12 protein-coding genes are annotated in these 19843 nt (G+C 44.9%); 6 read left to right on the top strand and 6 right to left on the bottom strand.

From position 1 onward, the window contains the following. The first annotated feature begins 1 nt into the window (after window position 1). A complete protein-coding gene (locus CAPGI0001_RS02915) occupies window positions 2-2218 on the top strand; it encodes an NADP-dependent isocitrate dehydrogenase (RefSeq protein WP_002666806.1) in 2217 nt (738 codons plus the stop codon). Between the two features lie 189 nt (window positions 2219-2407). Then, window positions 2408-4672 (top strand): aconitate hydratase, encoded by a 2265-nt coding sequence (locus CAPGI0001_RS02920; RefSeq protein WP_002666712.1) that lies wholly within the window; start codon window positions 2408-2410, stop codon window positions 4670-4672. Window positions 4673-4739: 67 nt separating this feature from the next. Here CAPGI0001_RS02920 and CAPGI0001_RS02925 read toward each other — a convergent pair whose 3' ends face one another. The 6 genes from CAPGI0001_RS02925 to CAPGI0001_RS02950 all read right to left on the bottom strand — a co-directional run bounded on the left by CAPGI0001_RS02925 (window position 4740) and on the right by CAPGI0001_RS02950 (window position 15010). Then, a complete protein-coding gene (locus CAPGI0001_RS02925) occupies window positions 4740-6404 on the bottom strand; it encodes a DUF4302 domain-containing protein (RefSeq protein ID WP_040359480.1) in 1665 nt (554 codons plus the stop codon). 29 nt (window positions 6405-6433) lie between these two features. Continuing rightward, on the bottom strand, window positions 6434-7477 hold the full coding sequence (locus tag CAPGI0001_RS02930) for a substrate import-associated zinc metallohydrolase lipoprotein (RefSeq protein WP_002666428.1): 1044 nt from the start codon (window positions 7475-7477) through the stop codon (window positions 6434-6436). 12 nt (window positions 7478-7489) lie between these two features. After that, entirely contained in the window at window positions 7490-9022 is a 1533-nt protein-coding gene (locus tag CAPGI0001_RS02935) for a RagB/SusD family nutrient uptake outer membrane protein (RefSeq protein WP_002666589.1), read from the bottom strand. A gap of 16 nt (window positions 9023-9038) precedes the next feature. Continuing rightward, window positions 9039-12215 (bottom strand): SusC/RagA family TonB-linked outer membrane protein, encoded by a 3177-nt coding sequence (locus CAPGI0001_RS02940; RefSeq protein WP_002666903.1) that lies wholly within the window; start codon window positions 12213-12215, stop codon window positions 9039-9041. Window positions 12216-12479: 264 nt separating this feature from the next. After that, complete coding sequence (gene hemL / locus CAPGI0001_RS02945; RefSeq protein WP_002666856.1) at window positions 12480-13775, bottom strand: glutamate-1-semialdehyde 2,1-aminomutase; 1296 nt, start codon at window positions 13773-13775, stop codon at window positions 12480-12482. Between the two features lie 77 nt (window positions 13776-13852). Further along, on the bottom strand, window positions 13853-15010 hold the full coding sequence (locus tag CAPGI0001_RS02950; RefSeq protein ID WP_002666790.1) for a beta-ketoacyl synthase N-terminal-like domain-containing protein: 1158 nt from the start codon (window positions 15008-15010) through the stop codon (window positions 13853-13855). Between the two features lie 293 nt (window positions 15011-15303). Here CAPGI0001_RS02950 and CAPGI0001_RS02955 point away from each other — a divergent pair, with 293 nt between their 5' ends. The 4 genes from CAPGI0001_RS02955 (at window position 15304) to CAPGI0001_RS02970 (ending at window position 19813) form a co-directional block, all read left to right on the top strand. After that, on the top strand, window positions 15304-16641 hold the full coding sequence (locus CAPGI0001_RS02955; RefSeq protein WP_002666916.1) for an MATE family efflux transporter: 1338 nt from the start codon (window positions 15304-15306) through the stop codon (window positions 16639-16641). Window positions 16642-16743: 102 nt separating this feature from the next. Beyond that, window positions 16744-17721, top strand: a complete 978-nt coding sequence (locus CAPGI0001_RS02960) for a D-alanine--D-alanine ligase (RefSeq protein WP_002666504.1) — start codon at window positions 16744-16746, stop codon at window positions 17719-17721. Between the two features lie 40 nt (window positions 17722-17761). Then, window positions 17762-18823: a magnesium/cobalt transporter CorA gene (gene corA / locus CAPGI0001_RS02965; protein WP_002666670.1), complete on the top strand. Its 1062-nt coding sequence runs from the start codon at window positions 17762-17764 to the stop codon at window positions 18821-18823. Window positions 18824-18874: 51 nt separating this feature from the next. Then, entirely contained in the window at window positions 18875-19813 is a 939-nt protein-coding gene (locus tag CAPGI0001_RS02970) for a DUF4299 family protein (RefSeq protein WP_002666844.1), read from the top strand. The last annotated feature ends 30 nt before the right edge of the window (window positions 19814-19843 follow it).

Genomic DNA, 19843 nt, shown 5'->3' on the forward strand with positions numbered 1-19843 from the left:
CATGGAAAGTATTATCTATACCAAAACAGATGAAGCCCCTCTGCTAGCAACACATTCCTTACTTCCTATTATTGAGCGCTTTTGTGCCTCTTCCGGAGTACACTTCGAACTGAAAGATATCTCCTTGGCGGGTCGTATTTTGGCTACTTTCCCCGAATACCTCCGCCCTGAACAGCGTGTGGAAGATGCTCTGGCTCTTCTGGGAGATTTGACCAAGGAACCACATGCCAATATCATCAAGCTCCCCAACATCAGTGCCTCTGTACCCCAGCTCAAGGCTGCCATAGCAGAACTACAAGGACAAGGATACGCCCTGCCGGATTATCCTGAGACGGCTAAGGATGACAAAGAAAAGGAAATCAAAACCCGCTATGATAAGGTGAAGGGAAGTGCGGTAAATCCTGTGCTGAGAGAAGGAAATTCCGACCGCCGCGCTCCCAAATCTGTCAAGAATTATGCTAAAAAACACCCTCATAAGATGGGGGCTTGGAGTCGTGATTCAAAGACGGCTGTAGCCACTATGCAAGTAGGCGATTTCTTCCATAATGAAAAGTCTGTAACCCTTCCTAAAGCAGATAAGGTGCGTATAGAGTTAGTAACCACTCAGGGGAACACACTCACTCTCAAGGACGGACTCCCCTTGGAGGCCGGCGAGATTATCGATGCTACCTTTATGAGCCGCAAGGCACTACTGGCTTTCTACAAGGAGCAGTTTGCCAAGGCTAAAGAGAAAGGGGTATTGCTCTCCCTACACCTGAAAGCCACTATGATGAAGGTTTCTGACCCCATTCTCTTTGGCTATGCGGTAGAGACATTCTTCGAAGAGCTTTTCCATAAGTATGCAGAAGACTTCAAAAATCTTGGGATAAATCCTCGCAATGGCTTCTCTGAGGTGCTAAGTAAGATTACAGAACTCCCTTCAGAAAAACAGGAAGCTATTGGTAAGGACATTTCCTTAGCCTTCCAGAAGGATCCTGCTGTGGCTATGGTAAACTCCGACAAGGGAATTACAAACCTTCACTATCCTAACGATGTGATTGTCGATGCCTCTATGCCTGCGATGATACGCAATTCGGGGAAGATGTGGAATGCCCAAGGAGATACTCAGGATACGCTGGCGGTACTACCCGATAGTAGTTATGCGGGCATCTATCAAGTAGTCATTGACTTCTGCCGAGAACATGGTGCCTTCGATCCTTCTACCATGGGTTCTGTCTCCAATGTAGGACTGATGGCACAAAAGGCGGAAGAATATGGCTCTCATGACAAGACTTTCGAGGTGCCTGAGGATGGACAAATAAGGGTAGTCGGTGCCACTGGGGAAGTATACCTTTCTCATTCGGTAGAAGCAGGAGATATCTGGCGTATGTGCCAAGTGAAGGATGCGCCTGTACAGGATTGGGTAAAACTTGCTATAAGCCGTACCAAAGCCTCCCAAAGTCCTGCTGTTTTTTGGCTTGATATTCATCGCCCTCATGACCGTGAACTGATTAAAAAAGTGGAAAAATATTTGGCTGCTTACGATACTAAGGATTTAGACATACGTATTCTCTCTCCTGAAGAAGCTACTTTGTTTTCTTTGGAACGAGCCAAAAGAGGAGAAGACACGATTTCTGTTACAGGGAATGTCCTCCGCGACTACCTCACAGACCTTTTCCCTATCTTAGAGCTCGGTACCAGTGCCAAAGTACTCTCTATTGTACCCCTAATGAATGGAGGAGGTCTCTTCGAGACAGGAGCTGGCGGTTCTGCGCCGAAATTGGCGGAACAATTGTTAGAGGAAAACCACCTCAGGTGGGATTCCTTAGGAGAATTCCTCGCCTTAGGAGCGTCATTAGAGCACTTTGCGGCTACCTATCACAACAACAAAGCCTTAGTCTTAGCCCAAACGCTGGATGAGGCCATAGGTAGGGTACTCGAAGAAGACAAGTCGCCTAAGTCAAAAGCAGGAGAGCTCGACAACCGTGGTAGTCACTTCTTCTTGGCACTATACTGGGCTGAAGCCCTCGCTGCTCAAGGAAAAGAGGCCGCTCTCTCTCAAGAGTTTACTCCTATTGCCAAAGCACTTCGCCAGAATGAGACTCAAATCGTAGAAGAGTTGATGCAAGTACAAGGAGAAAAAGTAGACATACATGGCTACTATCACCCTCAAGAAGAGAAGACCTATCAGGTGATGCGACCCAGTAAAACACTTAATTCAATTATTAATGTTCAATGATTAATTATAATTAAAAAATAATTTACAAAAACTAACTGTAGGGGCGAAGTCCGCGGACAAGTGGAGTATGTGAGGCAATTCGCTCTTAAATGAACCAAAATTCGCCCTTAAGTAAACGGAAAATGCGGTTGAATAAGCAGCATTCGCCCCTACAACAACTCAAAATTCAAAACTAAAAACTAACAACGTATGGCTTTTGATATAGAAATGATAAAAAAGGTATACTCTCGTATGCCTGAAAGGGTTGATCAAGCGCGAAAGCTCTTGGGAAGACCCCTTACTCTCACTGAAAAAATACTCTATGCGCACCTCTGGGATGCGCTCCCTGCCACGGCTTTTGTTCGTGGTAAGGACTATGTGGATTTTGCCCCTGACCGTATCGCTTGTCAGGATGCTACTGCTCAAATGGCACTCCTACAGTTCATGCATGCCGGCAAATCCAAAGTGGCTGTACCTACTACTGTACACTGTGACCACCTTATTCAAGCCAAAGAAGGCGCCGAAATAGATCTTAAAGTAGCTACTGAACAGTCCAAAGAGGTTTTTGACTTCCTTTCCTCTGTATCTAACAAATATGGGATTGGTTTCTGGAAACCTGGGGCGGGAATTATCCACCAGATTGTCTTGGAGAACTATGCTTTCCCAGGGGGTATGATGATAGGAACAGACTCTCATACAGTCAATGCAGGAGGTCTCGGAATGCTTGCCATAGGAGTAGGAGGTGCCGATGCTGTGGATGTGATGGCGGGTATGGCTTGGGAACTAAAATTCCCTAAGCTCATCGGGGTCAAGCTCACGGGTAAGCTCAACGGATGGACTGCCCCTAAGGACGTAATCCTCAGAGTAGCCGATATCCTTACTGTAAAGGGTGGTACAGGTGCTATTGTAGAATACTTTGGCGAAGGTGCTCAATCCCTCTCTTGTACAGGTAAAGGTACAATCTGTAATATGGGTGCCGAGATTGGAGCAACAACCTCTACCTTTGGCTACGATGAGTCCATGCGCCGCTACCTCAAGGCTACTGGGCGTGAGGATGTGGTAGCAGCTGCCGACAAAGTAGCCGCCTACCTCACCGCTGATCCTGAAGTATATGCTGACCCTGAGAAATATTTTGACCAACTTATCGAAATCAACCTCTCTGAGTTAGAGCCTTACATCAATGGACCTTTTACACCTGACCGAGGTACACCTGTAAGCCAGATGAAGGAAGTAGCCCGCGCCAATGATTGGCCTCTGAAAGTGGAATGGGGACTCATTGGTTCTTGTACCAACTCCTCTTACGAAGACCTAAGCCGTGCTGTTTCCGTAGTGAAACAAGCGGTAGATATGGGAGTAACTCCTAAGGCTGCTTTTGGAATCAATCCTGGTTCAGAACAGATTCGCTATACTATCGTCCGTGATGGCATCATGAAAGTGTTTGAACAGCTCAATACCAAAGTTTTCACCAATGCTTGCGGCCCTTGTATTGGCCAATGGGATCGAGAAGGGGCTGAAAAACAGGAGAAAAATACTATCATCCACTCCTTCAACCGCAACTTCTCCAAGCGTGCTGATGGGAACCCCAATACCCATGCCTTCGTGACCTCTCCTGAGATAGTCGCGGCCTTGGCCATTGCCGGACGATTGGATTTTAACCCTATCACCGATACCCTTACCAATGATAAGGGGGAGGAAGTGAAGTTCAAGCCTCCTTACGGAGAAGAACTCCCTACCAAAGGTTTTGCGGTAGATGACCCTGGCTATCAAGCACCTGCCCAAGATGGTAGCCATATAGAGGTAGTGGTATCGCCTACCTCCAACCGCCTACAACTCTTGGAACCTTTCGCTCCTTGGGATGGTAAGAATATCACTGGTGCTAAGTTGCTCATCAAAGCTCAAGGCAAATGTACCACCGACCATATTTCTATGGCGGGGCCTTGGTTGCGCTTCCGTGGACATTTGGACAATATCTCAAACAATATGCTCATCGGGGCTGTCAATGCTTTCAATGGCAAGACCAATAGTGTCAAAAACCAGCTTACCGGCGGGTATGACGAAGTACCTAAGGTACAACGTGCCTACAAAGCAGCTGGGGTGCCCTCAATCGTGGTAGGTGACCAAAACTATGGGGAAGGTTCCTCTCGCGAACATGCGGCTATGGAACCTCGTCACCTCGGGGTGAAGGCTGTTTTGGTAAAATCCTTTGCGCGTATCCATGAGACCAACCTCAAAAAACAAGGTATGCTTGCCCTGACCTTTGCCAACGAGGCCGATTATGACAAAATACAGGAGGATGATACCATCAACTTCCTTGACCTTACCGACTTTGCGCCTAACAAACCCCTACACTTGGAGTTCGTTCACAAGGACGGCAGCAAGGATGTTATCCCCTGCAACCACACTTATAATGCTTCTCAAATAGAATGGTTCAAGGCCGGTAGTGCTCTGAATCTGATCGCTAAAAACAAAAAGTAATATAGAAGCCATATACAAAAGAGGCTGTCCCTCCGTGGAGACAGCCTCTTTCTTTTTCTTGATCTCTTTATCGGGTATAGAACCAATAGTCAGAATTCTTAGCACTGATGAACTTTGTCCATCCTCCGCCTACATCCTCTACTTTGAAAGGACCATTCTGCAAGAAGAAATTCACTATAGGGGAAAGATAGTTATAGGTAGTCCAGTTGCTACTTGCCGTATGAGTAGCTCCCTTGTCTACAAAACTCACTTGGTTAGTATCGCAAGGCACCGCAAGGGCATCTATGGCATAAGAAACTGTAGCGGAACTTGTACCCCTACGTACTGTAAACCACAAGCTGCCGTACCCAATAGACATAGAATCCTGCAAACGATACGTTGCAGAAGCATTCCCTTTGGTTACTGTATGGGTTTTGTAAGTCTCATAGAGTGCCTTAAGCGCATCAGAAGCATACTCAAAATCTATAGATTTCCACTCATTCTGTGAAGGATCATAAGGCAAGGTAGCATTATTATGCGAAAGGAAAGTTACCTCACTGTTCTTGGTACTGGTAAACTTATAAAGAGTTCCATCTCCATTGACATCGGTCATCTGGTAAGGAGCATTCTGTGTCAAGACCTCTACCAAAGGATAGTTGCCGTAGTAATTCCAATAAAAGCCTTGCTCTACAGGAACTATATTTACCTGATCAGACTTTCCTGCCACTGGTAGGAAATCCAAGAGATAACGCATCTTATAGTTTCTATTATCGTAATAATATATAGTAAAATTCATCGCAATATCTTCGCTTGGGGAAAGTTTCCCTAAATAAAAATAAGGCGCTATATTACGTGACTTAACCGTCTTATAGAGATTATATATCTTAACAAAGGCAGCATTACTACTACAAAGATCATCTAACATATTAATCTTTATATTGCCATTATAAAAATCAAAAGGTAGGTTGTTATACACCATTCGGGTCTTTATAGAAGCATCATCCGCTGTAATCTCACTATTGTCAGCCGAAAGGGTAAATTCGGAGAAGGTCTTCCCTGCAATAGTAATAGGCTCATAGAGCTTAAAGCCATTTTCGGTATAGATATAGGCCTTCTTGATCACAGTAGTCCCTTCTCGGGCTATGAATTGGCGATTGGAGGGTTGTAGTTCGAAATCTACTTCCTTGCCATTTATAGTTACAGGGTAAGCATCTGAAACTCTGAACAAGCTTTGTCTTTCTCTTATTTTAGTGAGATAGGCAGTTGCCTCTCCCTCAAGCTTCCTTAGAGTCATCAGATTGTTAGAGCGTTGCCCTTTGAGGGTGAACACGCCATTTTCGTAGGACTGTATCACTAACTGATTGTCTCCTATTTTTCCCTCTGGGAAGAGTGCAGAAGGTTCTACGAATTGGTGCAATACCTTGTTATAGGTATCAAAAGTAAGGATAGATTTCTCACTAAAGTTAAGGGTATAGAGGGAAGTATCTTCCTCGGTGGTAGCCTCCGATAGGGCGGTTACTTTCCCTTGGTGGAACTTAAGGATATAATTGTACCCTCCGTATTGTTGACCTGTTCCTACATACATGGAGAGCAACCATCCATTGGTAGCTCCTTCCAAGAGGTTCACATACTCAGTGGAAGTCTCTCCAGTTCGCTTGGCATAGCTGTTGCCCTTGCCATAGACAGCTTCTTCTTCCTGACTACAGGAGGCCAGCAGGCAGGCAGCTAAGCACATATATATATATTTCTTCATATCGTTCTAAAAATTCTAATGGTTATACATTACCAATTGTAAGTTGAAAAATTCAAATTAGGAAGGTTTACATGGTGGGCTTGTACTTCTTTGCGAAGTTTTTCTAAATCCACACCAAACTCTTGGCTGAAGTAATTCTTAACAATTTCTAACTTTTTCAAGAGGATTTCCTTTCCTGTGTACTGGGCATCGGTCTTATTTTTACCATCAGCCGTAGCAAGTGCTTCTTCCCATATAAAGCCTCTTTTGAGTATCTGAGTCTTCCAAGCTGTGTAGGCAGCATCATCCAAGCCATCTCCATCAGTATCGGCAGTAGCATCTGTCGTTTCACATCCACACTGGTTTTTCTGATAGAATACAATATAGTGAGCGATGAACTCAACAAAGTCCTCATGCACATTATCACTAGAATAGGGACTGATAAAGCCTGACTTGAGATAGTTTTGAGTATTGAGATTCCAGGATCTTGTCCAAGATCCCCCCTTATACTCTGCCGCACAGAGCTTCTCATACTCAGGAGGTATTTGCTTGTTTTGTTCCAATATATGAGAAGTCTCATGGTAGATAAGCCTTAGCAGGTTGTTATCCATATCCTTACGCTTACTATCATCATGAGTATTGGGTTCTATATAGTTGACCCCCAGCAGTTCCAGGCGTATCCCTGCGGTCGCCAACCCATTATAGGTTCCCCCTTCACGTGCATAGGCATAGGACCCTATCAACGTAATTTGTTTGGTTACATATTCCTCCATGAACTTCTTAGGCACTACCTTGGAGTAAGGTTGGTAGTACATATAGTCTATGAGGTTCACCATCTCCAATGCCTTTTGAGTAGAAGGAGGCGTTACATAGGTAAATTGGTTTCTATTGATATCGTTCTCAGGATATCGGTAGTTGATATTTACATTGTAGGGGATGGTCAGTTTTTGATTGATATACCTATCTAATTCAGATTGGTTTTTGGCTTGCTCCTTTGTGGTAAGTTGCACCACACTATTGTCTTTATCTGGATTGTCCTTCTGACAAGAGAAAAGAAAGAGCGCAAGGAATGGAATTATACATATTTTCTTCATACTGAAATCATTTTATCTTGGGTTTTGTGTCATTCCGGCTGCTGCTACATCCACAGGGATAGGCAGGGTACGTCGGTTATCTTCCTTAGTAAGTACCTCCACTATGTGAGCATTCCCGTCTATATCCATCTGGTGGCGGTGAATTTCTATGCCATAGCGGCGAATATCATACCAGCGCAAGCCCTCGCCAAGGGTGAGTAACCTACGACATTGTAAAAGGAAGTGCAAAAGATTTTCCTGATCATTATCTATAGTGAATTCTGGAGAAAGTCGCTTCTTCTGGGTGGCGTGACTCAGTTTAGAGGTAGGATCATAGCTTGAATAGGGGATATTTTGGTATCCAGAAACAATCTGACTCATGGTGAACTGAGGCTCATCCATAAAGTAGGCCTTAGCAAAAAGGTTCAAGTCCGCAACCGCTCCTGTATAGTTTTTCTGAAGAATGCGAGCTTCCGCACGAACCAGTAGGGTCTCATCCGTAGTAAAAAGGACAATCTGGGTATTATTACCTGTATAGGTAGGATATTTGGTATAGATATACTTGCTGGCATCTACACGGAAGGACTCATATTGTTTATCCTTGTAGTTATTAGTCCAAAGATTATTCGCATCGCGGAAGGTCTCTCTTACAGCAGTACCTCTGGAGTGTGCAAAGCGACCTACTGTCTGTCCATCGATAAAGCGGCGAGCATAGGAAGATACAGAGGCGAGCATAAGATTTGCCTCTACCCCTTCACGGGTGTATTCCTTGGCATGAGGGTCATTGTTCCCCAAAGCTTGGAAGGCAATCCAGTTACGCAAGTTGGTAGGAGTATCTCCTAATACCTCAGTAGCCATCTCCTCTGCCTTAGCCCATTTAGTATAATACAGATAGAAACGAGCGGCAAAAGCATAGGCTGCTTTTTTATTAAAATGCATCTTAGGTACTTTATAGTAAGTATCATCAAGCAAAGGAAGCCCTTCTGTAAGGTCTTTTTCTATATACTGATATACCTCTGCTACGGTATTACGAGGACGTTCTGCTCTGAAGTTATTGATTGGAAAATCTATATAAGGTACTCCAAGGTCTGTTGTACTTGTCTGGGCATTATAGGGTTTACCAAAAAGGTTTACCAAGACAAAATGAGCATAAGCTCGTGCCACTAAGGCTTCTCCCTTAGCTGCTCTCAGCTGAGGAGAATCACCCAGCTTTGTGATAGCTTCCAAGGCGGTATTGGCATGATAGATAGCGCCATAATGGTCTTCCCATAGAGTACGCAAGCCATCTATATACTTATATTCATGCATATCCTTATGCCAATAGACAAGCTCTTCGATAAAAGAAAGTGTCTTGGCATTGGTTGCACCTATATCGTCTATATTATCCGAGGAAAATTCGGTAACTACCGCTGGGGTCGAGGTAGGATAGGCACTGACCAAGAGCTTCTGCACTTTATCCGCACTATCGACTGTCACCCTACTATCGGGGTCTTTATCCAAATATTTGTCACAGGCCACCACACTCAGTAGTAGCATTAGTATCAATGGAATTTTATTTCTTCTCATGTGAATATTTTTTAGGTTATAGTCCTACACGTATACTGAAAGTAAGCTGCTTAGGCGTAGGGATGAAAGAGCTACTTGCCGAAAACTCCGGATCAGCTCCGTTAAGCTTCTTATCAGCATAGAGTAAGAAAAGGTTTGTTCCTTGTAGTTTGAAACTTAGGCGCTTGATTTTCATATCACGAAGCGTTTCTTTATCAAAGTCATAGGCGAGAGAAATCTCTTTCAAGCGAATGAAATCTCCCTTGGCGATACGTACATCGGAATAGTTATAAGCGGTATAGGCATACTCCAAGGTAGGGGTTGCATAGAGCTGATAAGCAGAAGCAATAGCAGGGATATTCGTTCTGTTCTCATCTCCTGGTTGCATCCAGCGATTTTTGAACTCTTTTGGCATTGCAACCATATCACTGGGTGAGGTAGGAGAGTCGTTAATATATGAATGTTTGAAAGAAGCTGGTAAGCGCAATACATTTCCAAAAGAGTAGGTAAGGAGTATATTAAGAGATATTCCTTTGTACTTGAATAGGTTCCCCAAGCTTCCCACATCGGTAGGGCGGGTAGTTCCTGAATATTTTAAGAAGTCCAAGTTGTCTCGCTGATCAAGGCGAAGTCCGTCTATAGTGGTGTTACCATTGGAGTCGGCAAAGGTAGGAAGTCCCTCACTGTTGAGTCCGCGGAAAGGAATAGAGAAGATAGAGCCCACTGGGTAGCCTTCCTTGGAGAAGCCCGTTCCCTTGACCATATCCTCGATGGTGGCCTCTACATAGAGTTTGGTGATTTTATTGTCATTTCGGGCATAGACGAAGGTAGTTACCCAGGAGAAGTCTCCTATGGTAAGGTTCTTAGTCTGGAGACTCAAATCCACTCCTGAGGAGCGCATCGCAGCTACGTTGCCTGAACGAATTACAGTTCCATTAAGCCCTTGTGAAGGTACACGCCCTATAAGGTCGTAGTTGTTACGAGTATACCAGTCCAAGGCAAGGTTGATTCGGTTCTTGAAAAGCCCCATCTGTACCCCAAGGTTTAGCTCTTCTTTTTTCTCATAGGTAAGATCATGGTTGGCAGCTTCGCTGATACGCAAAGCGGTTTCTTGGAAGCGATCTGCACTACGCCATGGACGCTCCCCTATAATCTTGGCCAAGGAGTTGCTCACTGAAGGACTCTCAGGGGTCATCCCAAAAGATCCTTTGAAAGAAAGAGCTGAAATAGGCTTGAGCTTAGGGAAGAATTTTTCCTGAGAGATATTCCAAGTGAGAGCAAGGTTCCATGTAGGCATCCAGCGGATATAGTGAGAAGCACCGAACTTGTTGGAGGCATCGGTACGGAGAGTCCCGTTGAAGATATATTTGTCCTTATAGGAATACATTGCGTTGGAGAAGAAAGCTACATTGCGTGTAGTGGTACGGGTAAGGGTGTAGTAGTTGGTTTTATTCTCCTGCATCTGCTTGAAGGCCTCATAGGAGAAGTAGGACATATCGCCCAATTCGTATAACAAACCTAAGTTCTGGTTCCAGTCCTTGTTGCGGTAGATGTCACTGGTCTCAGCACCTCCCAATACTTGTATCTTGTGAATACCTCCTGAGAAAGCATCCCTATAGTCTATCGTACCACGGAAGTCCTTACCATTGAGGATACTTTCACTCTTTTCACGAATTCCTCCTTCAGGAAGTACGGTACGCTTTACATCGAAATCGTCATAAGGGTCTTCATAGAGGTAGGTATTGTTAGTGATCATGGTAACATTGTCCATCGCTCTATAAGCTCTGGCCAAGTTCGATCTTTCAGTTTGGTTCAGCTCTTGAGAAATATTCTGGTAGCGAATAGCCGCCAACCCGACAGCAGTCACCTTAGGAGAGATTTTCCAAGAGAGCTGCCCTTGTATCTTGATATCTCCTATATGAGTATTGGTATAGTTATTCTCCATTTCCTCAAAGATATTCAAGGGCGCAAAGCGATAACGATAGACAGCGTCTGGATCCATAGTACGAGAAGCGTTTAGTGCATACGAATAAGGATTCAGTGAGAAAGCTGAGGACACCTTTCCGGATACGCCATCTACAGAACCAGGAGTCTTATTCTCACGATAAGAACCATTGGCAATTAAGTTGAAGGAAACGCTCTTACTAAGCTTATAGTTTGCGTTAATGTTGGCTGTATACCTATTATAGTTAGAAAAGCGCATCCATCCTGGGTCATTGATAATTCCCACAGAAGCATAGTAAGAAGCTTTGTCGGTACCGGTGGAGATACTTACCGAATGGCTTTGTAGAATGCTTGTTTGAAAAAGTCGGGAAAACCAGTCAGTATTGCGCATCTCAGCAGCTCTTAAGAAAGCTTCTTTAGCTTCGTTTGTATTGGCAAGACCATAACCAGAAGGAGTTGCAGTATTGAGTAGGGCATACATACGGCCTATCTCTCCATAGTGACGGCGGTTTCCCATCTCTTTATAGGTAATATTTCCTCGCCTCATCATCTCCATGAAGACATCCATTTGGTCTTGGGAGTTCATGATATTGAAGTTGTTATAGGAAGGAATGAGCCTAAAGGTAGATTCATTGGTATAGGAAATGCTATTGGTGCCCTTAGACCCTTTGCGGGTATTGACTACCACTACCCCTGCTATGGCACGAGGCCCATAGATGGAAGTAGCTGAAGCATCCTTGAGCACACGGAAGGTATCAATATCATCAGAAGATAGTCCCCCCAAAGCTGAGGCAATAAGGGTTTTGGCATCCGAAGAGGAGAGGGCATCTGGGCTGAGCTCTACCCCATCGTCCAAAATGATCCCATCTACCACCCATAGCGGCTTGCTCTCCCCATAGATGGAAGAAGGGCCTCGTACATTGGTACGTGCTACCGCTTCTCCTGTGGTGGAAGGGGTAGAGGTTGTCTTGGCTGTGGAAGAAGACATCACCACATCTATCGTGGTTGCCTCCCCTACTGTTCGCTCTATGGTTGCCATTCCCAAAGAGGAAAATACCAAAATGTCAGTACTTTTGGCTAAAATCGTATACCCTCCCTTAGCATCGGTCTGGGTAGTACGTGAGGAATCCCCCTTGAGAGAAACGACGACTCCTTGCTGTGGTAAGCCCTGTGAGTTCTTAACGGTCCCACTGATGGACTTCTCTTGTGCAAAAGTGTGAATCATCCCCAGAAGGGAAAACAGTAAGCAAATGCTTATTTTGATTCGCATAAATTTGAGTTTTTATTTTTAGGCCAAATTTACGATTTTTCACGAGACTGACGAATTTTTTTCTGGTTTTTTAAGAAAATTATATTCTTTTATAATCAATCTAAATAGACAACCATAAAATAGTGAGTTCTAAGCCGTCTCTCTCCGAGAGTGGAGAAAGTGAACCCTACTTACATGAATAGAAACAAAAAACAGAGAGCAACTGTCATAACATCCTGACAACTGCTCTCTGCTCTCCGTTCACTGCTCACTGCTCACTGTTTTTCAGATTTCCCCTTTCTCCAAGGCATCCGCCAGGGCTTGGATGGTTGTATCCAAGTCGGCGTAGGAAAGGGCATCGTTGAGGAAGTAACTTTCGTAACCACTGGGGGGAAGATAGATCCCTCGGGAGAGCATCGCATGGAAATACTTCTTGAAACGCTGGTGATCCGCACGCTGTGCTGAAGCAAAATCGGTTACAGGTTCTTCGGTAAAGAATACCGAACACATGGAGCCAAAACGATTGATCTGATGGGGGATTCCCGCCTGGGTAAGTACCCTATCCAAGCCTTCGTGCAGATAGGCTGTCTTCTTGCCTAAGCTCTCAAATACGTCAGAGCGCTTCTCTATCTCGGTAAGCATGGCCAGTCCTGCACTCATCGCTAAGGGGTTTCCACTGAGTGTCCCTGCTTGATACACTGCTCCTAAGGGCGCCAAGTGATCCATAATCTCATTGCGTGCTGCAAAAGCAGCCACAGGCAATCCACCACCTATTACTTTCCCAAAGGTAACAATATCCGCCCGAATCCCAAGTGCCTCTTGAGCTCCTCCCTTGGCCAAACGGAAACCGGTCATCACCTCATCTAAGATAAGAAGAGTACCCTCTTGGTCACATAGTGCTCGTAGCGCTTCCAAGAACCCTTCTTTTGGCAATACACAGCCCATATTCCCTGCTATAGGCTCTATAATAAGTGCAGCGATCTGCTTGGGGTGTGCCGCAAAGAGTTGCTTTACGGAATCAATATCATTGTAGGTAGCCAGTAAAGTATCCTTAGCTGTTCCTTGTGTCACCCCTGGACTGTTAGGAACTCCAAAGGTAGTGGCGCCACTTCCGGCGGCAATAAGGAAGGAATCTGAATGACCATGATAACAACCGGCAAACTTGATAATCTTTTCTCGCTGAGTATAGCCTCGTGCCAAGCGAATAGCACTCATACACGCCTCGGTACCACTATTGACAAATCGAATTTTCTCCACATGGGGCACCATAGAAAGGGCTTTTTGAGCAATTTCTGTCTCTACTTCGGTAGGCATCCCAAAGGACGTACCGCGCTTGGCGCGCTCGGTTACCGCTTCGATAACAGGAGCATAGGCATGACCAAAGAGCAGAGGTCCCCAGGAGGCTATATAGTCGATGAGCTTATTCCCATCAGCATCATATAGGTAAGCTCCCTTGGCATATTCTACAAATACAGGATTTCCTCCTACCGCATTGAAAGCACGCACGGGGGAGTTGACCCCTCCAGGAAGCACCTGTTGTGCCTGGTGAAATAATTCACTACTTCTCTTGTATTGTAACATTTTTTAAAATATTTTCGTTGGTGCAAAAGTACAAAATTAATGGAGAATGGTCAATATTTTCTCGACTATTTTTCACCTCAGTAAGGCAAGCCTATAAGTACACTCACGGCATTTCCTCCAAAGCCTGTTGCATTGATAAGTATATTCCTAAGAGGAGCTTCTGCCTCTTTCTTCAGATAAGGTAGTGGCAAAAACTGCTGATTCTGGAGCATGAGTACCGCCATCTCGATAGCTAAGGCACCACTGGCAGCAAAGGTGTGCCCGATCTTCCATTTGTTGGAGGTAAGTCGTGGCAAGTCCTGTCCAAAAACCTCCCTGAGGGCATGGTACTCGGCCTCATCCCCCTTGATGGTTCCCGTAGCATGAGGAATCACCACATCCACCTCAGCTGGGGCTACTCCCTGCAAAGCCTGTTGCATACTTAGCTGCAGGGCTTCCGCTTGGGCAGAGATGGCCACAGGGTGGGTGATGGCTTCGGTAGCATAGCCTATCCCCTTGACAATCGCCAAAGCGTTGGGTCGCACCCCTTTCTCTATAGCAAAAACGGCACTTCCTTCTCCCAGTACCATAGTATTCTTAAGTTTCTCTAAGAGCAGGGGTTGGCAGGGGTAGGAATCACTCAAAGAACCATAAATCTTCAGGGCCTTCATCTGAGATAGCGTAAAGGGTGTCAGTGGTGCTTCACTCCCACCCACAAGGAAGCCCTCCGCCATATCTGCATGAAGCCAAGCGATACCATTGAGCAAGGCATGTAGTGCTGTGGAGCAAGTGATAGAGTGAGAGATAGCCGCTCCTTGCCCTTTGGCATCCTGCATCACCCAAGAAGCAATATTGCCTAAAGAAGTAGTAGGCGAGGCCAAGGGGGCACACTTACCCTGCTCGAGAAAACTCTGGTGATACTCTTCAAAGAGGGTTGTCGCTCCTCGAGAAGAACCTATATTGACCCCAAAGTCCTTACCCTGCTCCCAACCTGCCTCCTGCAAGGCCTGCCGCGAGGCATATAGTGCATAGAGTACCGTAGGATCTACACTTCTATATCGGGCGTTTTCTTGTCGTATTTCTCTGACCAAGGCATGGCTTTCTTCCTGCAATCTCCCCACGGGAAGCAGCTCCTCCCCTACCCTTTGCCCTACCAGCAGCGGTTTGTCTAAGAGATATTGCCTCCAGATGTTGGCTCTATCCGCTCCCAAAGGGGAGATACTCCCCATCCCTGTAATAGATATATTGGTTTGCATGTATTTTTATGATTTTCAAAAGGGGTTACAAAATTACGATTTTTTACCAAATTCTCCAATAAAGAGCTAAAAGCCCTCTTTATGGTAGGTACGAGCTAAAGTCGCTGAATACATACAAGTGAGTATATGATCTGTTCCAGCGTAGGGGATAATCGCTTTTATCAGGACATAACTATGCTCACCATTCACTGCTCACTATATAAAAAATAAAACTTTATACTTTCTTTGGGTATGTCCTAAAAATAACGTAACTTTGTGGTGCTATTTGTGTTCATTAGCCAAATCCATATTTTTTGAAACGAATATCTATTACAGAAATCAACCGCTTGGCGTTGCCCGCCCTTGTTTCTGGTGTGATAGAACCGCTTATATCGCTTACTGATACGATCATGGCTGGACATATCGCCCTGAATACAAAGGAAGTCCTCGGGGCAGTGGGCATCGTTTCTTCTTTTCTGACCTCCTTGGTATGGATATTCATTCAGAGCAGTCGTGCCATCACCTCACAAGTAGCCTATGCTTATGGGCAGGAGAAGCTCAACCAGCTCAAGAGCTTAGTAGCACAGATCCTTACCCTTTCCTTGGGGCTCTCGCTGTTGTGCTCTATCTTCGCGTTTTTCAACAGTGAGGTGATCCTAACCAATTTCTACGATGCCGATGGCATCCTCTTGGATTATTGCTTGGATTACTTTCGCATCCGTGTGTGGGGATTCCCCTTTACCCTGCTAACCCTGACTATACACAGTATCTTCCGAGGGATGCAGAACACCTCTTGGTCTATGTATATCAGTATCTTAGGCGGGGTTATCAACTTGGTATTCAACTATATTTTCGTCTTTGTCCTCCATTGGGATATCAAGGGATTGGCTTGGGCGAGCCTATTGGCACAAGGGGTCATGTTTGCCGTATCCTTATACTTCCTCTATGAGAGAACCCCTTACCGCTTTATCCTCACTAGGTCGCTACACCCTAAGTTCTTCCAGAGCTTGCGCATGAGCTTCGACCTAATCATACGCTCATCCTTACTACAAGGGGTACTTTACTTCTCTTTCCTCAGTGCCACAAAGTTAGGCGGGGGTGAGGACAGTACCATTGTTGCCACCCATACCATCTTAAATCAAGTTTGGCTGTTTTCAGTCTTTCTCTTTGACGGCTATTGCAATGCGGGCGGCTTACTCTCTGGACGGCTCTATAGTACCCAGCAGTACCAGACCATACGCAACTTGGTAAAGGACTTGTTCTATATAGTACTAACCATTGGAATGGCTATCCTTTTAGTATACTTCCTATTCTACCATCAAATAGGAATCTTTATGACCAAGAACAAGGACGTGCAGTTACTCTTCTTCGAAACCTTCTGGATTGTGGTACTCATGCAGCCTCTCAATGCCATCACCTTCCTTTTCGATGGTATCTATAAGAGTATGGGCTTTACTGCCATCCTAAGAAATGCCTTTATCATCGCTACCTTCTTAGGCTTCTTCCCTACCTTCTATGTCACCCAATCGCTGCTGGAATGGGGGCTGAGCGGAATCTGGCTGACCTTCTTTGTCTGGATGGCTTTCCGCGGAGGAATCCTCATTATTCACTATATCAATTTCTTTTTTAACCGCCCCTTACAAGCAGGGTGAATAGGGACAAATAGGCGTCCTAATTTGTTTTTTCTTTAAAAGATTTTTCGTACATTTGCCCCGCTATTTAGATTGATTAAAAGACAAATTTCTAAGCATACCATGAAAAATATCGCCATACTTATGGGAGGTTTCTCCCAAGAAGCTGCCGTTTCTCTCCAAAGTGCTGCCACTGTAGCTGAGTACTTGGACAAGAGCAAATACACAGCTTACCGCATCCTGATTACCAAAGAAAAATGGGTATATACCGACACCCTTGGTCAAGAAATTCTGGTAGATAAGAATGATTTCTCTCTGACCCTAGAGGGGAAGAAAATCACCTTCGATTGTGCTTTCAATGCCATCCATGGAACCCCTGGGGAGGATGGCAACTTACAGGCGTACTTTGCTCTGGTGGGTGTACCTATTACTGGCTGTAGCATGTATGCTTCAGCACTGACTTTCAACAAGCGAGATATGCTCTCGGTGCTCAAGCCTTATGGTATCCCTCGGGCAAAGGCTTATTACCTGAACCAAGGAGAACCTTTCTCCACTCGCGAGATTATCAAAACAGTAGGCTTACCTTGCTTTGTCAAGGCCAACCGATCTGGCAGTAGCATAGGAGTCTTCAAGGCTTACGACGAAAAGGATATTGATCAGGCTATAGAAAAGGCTTTCGAGGTGGATACCGAGGTAATCATTGAGGAATTCCTCAAGGGAACCGAAGTCTCTGTAGGAGTGATTACCTACCATGGCAAAAAACGAGTGTTACCCATCACTGAGATTGTATCCGAAAATGATTTCTTCGACTATGAAGCGAAATACCAGGGTAAAAGCAAAGAAATCACCCCTGCTCGCCTAAGTGAAGAGGAAAGAAAGAAAGTAGAAGAAGTCGCCCTAAGGGTCTATAACCTATTACAAATGAAGGGATTCAGCCGTAGTGAATATATCCTTGTCGGGGGGGTACCTCACCTATTGGAGATGAACACCACTCCTGGACTAACCAAGAATAGTATCCTCCCTCAACAGGCTAAAGCTGCGGGTATCTCACTAACAAACCTCTTTGACAATGCAATAGAAGAAGCAATGAACAATGATTAATGGTTAATGACAACTGACCTCTATTCACTGACAACTGATAATGAGTAAAAAAAGAAAAGCCAATAGAGCGAAGAAAATAGGGCTCCCTCCAGGGAGCTTGGTATATTTCGGAGAAAAGGAGAAACTCATCGATATAGATATCATCTCCTACTCTGATAGCTCTTTCTATACCCAGAAAGTAGGATCTGCCCAAGAGGCACTGTCCTTTATCAATGAGGGATGTATCACTTGGATCAACATCAACGGGCTAAACAATATAGAGGAAATACGCAAAATAGGAGCCTATACCCATCTGAACAACCTACTCTTGGAAGATGTGCTCGACACCCAGCACCGCCCCAAGGTAGAACTCCTTGAGGAACATCTCTTGGTGATTATCAAGATGATCTACCACCAAGAAGGACAGCTTACCGCTGAGCACTTGGCGCTGCTTTTGGGACACAACTACCTCATCTCCTTTCAGGAGTCAGAAGGAGGAGATGTCTTCGACCCTATACGCAAGCTCCTACAACAGCCAGAGAGCTTGCTGAGAAAGTCCTCGGCAGATTACCTCCTCTTTGGACTTTTGGATAGCATCGTGGACAACTACTTGGCGATTGTGGATAGGGTTAGCGATACCATTGAATCTATGGAGGACGAGATTATCGCTCGTCCACGGGAGGATATGATCTCGGAAATACAACTCCTGAAGAAGAAGGCTACCTTTCTTCAGAAATCCATCGTTCCGGCTCGTGAGGTCATCAGCCGTATAGAGCGAAACAACCATATGCTTATACAAGAGGGATGCAAGCCCTATTTCAGAGATCTCAATGACCATATTATCCAGATAGCAGAAACCCTCGCCTCCTATAGGGATATCCTTTGGGGACTTACCGATACCTATATGGGAGCTATGAGCAACAAGATGAACAACATCATGCGCCTTCTGACCCTGATCTCGACCATCTTCATCCCGCTAACCTTTATTGTAGGGGTGTACGGAATGAACTTCGAACATATGCCTGAGCTACACTACCCGTGGGCTTACCCTGCCTGCTGGGGTGTGATGATAGTAATTACCATCGCTATGCTCCTCTATTTTAAAAAGAAAAAATGGTTGTAGTTAAATGATTAATAACTAACTCAAAATTAAAAACTTAAAACTCAAAATTCTATGAGTCGTACTTTTTACATTCAAAACCCTGAAGCTCCCAAAGTGATGAGCACCGAGGAACTCTTAGACCTCGTAGGAGGTAATTTTAGACAATTCGCCCTCAGAGAGGATGATGAAGAACTTGATGAGGTCATGCAAATGCCCTTGAACGAATTTGGCCACATGCTACTGGGGCAAGAAGGCATCAGTGGTCGTGGCTTTGAGTGTAGTTACTCTGACGAGAATCACTCCTATGATGTGCGTGTCTTCACCCCCAGCACCTCGGCCGACTGGCATGGGGCACTCTCCTTCATCGAAAGGTTGGCAAGCCATTTCGGCGTATCGGTTACCGATGAAGAGGGAGAAGAATATGAGGGCAACAATATCACCTATGACTATCGCCATGATATAGAATTTGGAATAAAATCCTTTAACAAAAGTCGTGAAGGACACTTCATCTTTGGGGTAAAACGTCCTATCTTCCTCACAGAAGAAAACATCCATCAAATCCAGTCCGCCGAGGATAAAGTAAAGGCTTTTGATGATTTTGTAGCAGCACAGCTCCAGCATGAGGATATATACATCGCACGCCCTATTTTTATGCAAAATGACAAAGATGAAATCATAGGAATATATGTCCTTACCAAAACGGTACAGAGTATACTTCCCTATGAGTACCCTCCGTTTATCGACATCACCAAGTACAACCTCTCCCAAGAAGATGTCAAAGAGTGGCGTGTGAACATTGGAGACTACGACCCCAATCTCCCCAAAGAAGAACAATTTACCTCCATGGGCGATGTAGATTACCAAACCTTCTTAGAGCGACTCCCAAAAGAGAAAATCCAAAAATTGGACGGACACTATATGAATATCCGTATAGATACCAAAGCAGAAATAGAAGCCCTCTTAGGAAAGAAAAAAGGCTTTCTGGGGAAAATAAAAGGACTATTCTCATAGCCTAAAAAAATTAATAGGCTGCTCAAAGAT

Source organism: Capnocytophaga gingivalis ATCC 33624 (assembly GCF_000174755.1).
In the GTDB taxonomy this organism is placed as follows: Bacteria; Bacteroidota; Bacteroidia; order Flavobacteriales; family Flavobacteriaceae; genus Capnocytophaga; species Capnocytophaga gingivalis.

Excerpts from the sequence above, each read along its gene's own strand:
- CAPGI0001_RS02920 (WP_002666712.1), top strand. The coding sequence starts at position 2,408 with ATGGCTTTTGATATAGAAATGATAAAAAAGGTATACTCTCGTATGCCT.
- CAPGI0001_RS02940 (WP_002666903.1), bottom strand. The coding sequence starts at position 12,215 with ATGCGAATCAAAATAAGCATTTGCTTACTGTTTTCCCTTCTGGGGATG.
- hemL (WP_002666856.1), bottom strand. The coding sequence starts at position 13,775 with ATGTTACAATACAAGAGAAGTAGTGAATTATTTCACCAGGCACAACAG.
- CAPGI0001_RS02935 (WP_002666589.1), bottom strand. The coding sequence starts at position 9,022 with ATGAGAAGAAATAAAATTCCATTGATACTAATGCTACTACTGAGTGTG.
- CAPGI0001_RS02930 (WP_002666428.1), bottom strand. The coding sequence starts at position 7,477 with ATGAAGAAAATATGTATAATTCCATTCCTTGCGCTCTTTCTTTTCTCT.
- CAPGI0001_RS02950 (WP_002666790.1), bottom strand. The coding sequence starts at position 15,010 with ATGCAAACCAATATATCTATTACAGGGATGGGGAGTATCTCCCCTTTG.
- corA (WP_002666670.1), top strand. The coding sequence starts at position 17,762 with ATGAGTAAAAAAAGAAAAGCCAATAGAGCGAAGAAAATAGGGCTCCCT.
- CAPGI0001_RS02970 (WP_002666844.1), top strand. The coding sequence starts at position 18,875 with ATGAGTCGTACTTTTTACATTCAAAACCCTGAAGCTCCCAAAGTGATG.
- CAPGI0001_RS02960 (WP_002666504.1), top strand. The coding sequence starts at position 16,744 with ATGAAAAATATCGCCATACTTATGGGAGGTTTCTCCCAAGAAGCTGCC.
- CAPGI0001_RS02915 (WP_002666806.1), top strand. The coding sequence starts at position 2 with ATGGAAAGTATTATCTATACCAAAACAGATGAAGCCCCTCTGCTAGCA.
- CAPGI0001_RS02925 (WP_040359480.1), bottom strand. The coding sequence starts at position 6,404 with ATGAAGAAATATATATATATGTGCTTAGCTGCCTGCCTGCTGGCCTCC.